This is a genomic window from Kitasatospora sp. NE20-6 (genome assembly GCF_045862635.1).
In genome coordinates, this window is sequence record NZ_BPRL01000163.1 from 1 (window position 1) to 1,362 (window position 1,362).

The 1,362-nt window shown below is 70.1% G+C and carries 1 pseudogene; it reads left to right on the forward strand.

Annotated features, from left to right (window positions below):
- Positions 1-1,362, forward strand: a pseudogene (locus tag SNE206_RS39975) (alpha-1,4-glucan--maltose-1-phosphate maltosyltransferase); the annotation flags it as partial.

The following is a 1,362-nucleotide window of genomic DNA, read 5'->3' on the forward strand; positions in this document are numbered from 1 at the left end:
CTGTACGGGGCCTGGTACGAGTTCTTCCCGCGGTCGGAGGGCGCGGTGGTCGACCCGACCGGCGTGCAGCCCCCGGTCTCCGGCACCCTGCGCACCGCCGCCGAACGCCTGCCCGCCGTCGCCGCGATGGGCTTCGACGTCGTCTACCTCCCCCCCGTCCACCCCGTCGGACGCGCCTGGCGCAAGGGCCCCGACAACACCCTCACCGCCGGCCCCCACGACGTCGGCTCACCCTGGGCCATCGGCTCCCCCGAGGGCGGCCACGACGCCGTCCACCCCGACCTGGGCACCATCGAGGACTTCGACCACTTCGTCACCGAGGCCGCCGCCCTGGGCCTGGAGATCGCCCTGGACTTCGCCCTCCAGTGCTCCCCCGACCACCCCTGGGTCAACAAGCACCCCGAATGGTTCACCCACCGCCCCGACGGCACCATCGCCCACGCCGAGAACCCCCCCAAGAAGTACCAGGACATCCACCCGATCAACTTCGACCAGGACTTCGACGGCCTGGTCAAGGAGACCATCCGCATCCTGCGCTTCTGGATGGCCCACGGCATCCGCATCTTCCGCGTCGACAACCCCCACACCAAACCCGTCGTGTTCTGGGAGAAGGTCCTCGCCGACATCGCCCGCACCGACCCCGACGTGATCTTCCTCGCCGAGGCCTTCACCCGCCCCGCGATGATGCACACCCTCGGAAAGATCGGCTTCCACCAGTCGTACACCTACTTCACCTGGCGCACCACCAAGAACGAACTCACCGAATACCTCACCGACCTCACCGGCGACACCGCCGCCTGGATGCGCCCCAACTTCTTCGCCAACACCCCCGACATCCTCCACGGCTACCTCCAGGACGGCGGCCCCGCCGCCTTCGCCGCCCGCGCCGTCCTCGCCGCCACCCTCTCCCCCTCCTACGGCATCTACGCCGGCTACGAGCACTACGAGAACGAGGCCACCCACCCCGGCTCCGAGGAGTACGCCCACTCCGAGAAGTTCGAACTCCGCCCCCGCGACTGGACCCGCCAGGACACCCTCGCCCCGCTGCTCACCGCACTCAACCGGCTCCGCCGCCGCCACCCCGCCCTCCAGCAGCTGCGCGACCTGCGCTTCCACCCCACCGACAACGACCACGTCATCGCCTACTCCAAGCACGCCACCACCCCGGACGGCACCGAGGACCACGTCATCACCGTCGTCAACCTCGACCCCCACCACGCCCAGGAAGCCACCGTCACCCTCGACACCGACCTCCCCCTCCAGGTCCACGACGAACTCACCGGCGCCACCTACCACTGGGCCCGCCACAACTACGTCCGCCTCGACCCCGCCACCGGCCCCGCCCACCTCCTCACCGTCCGG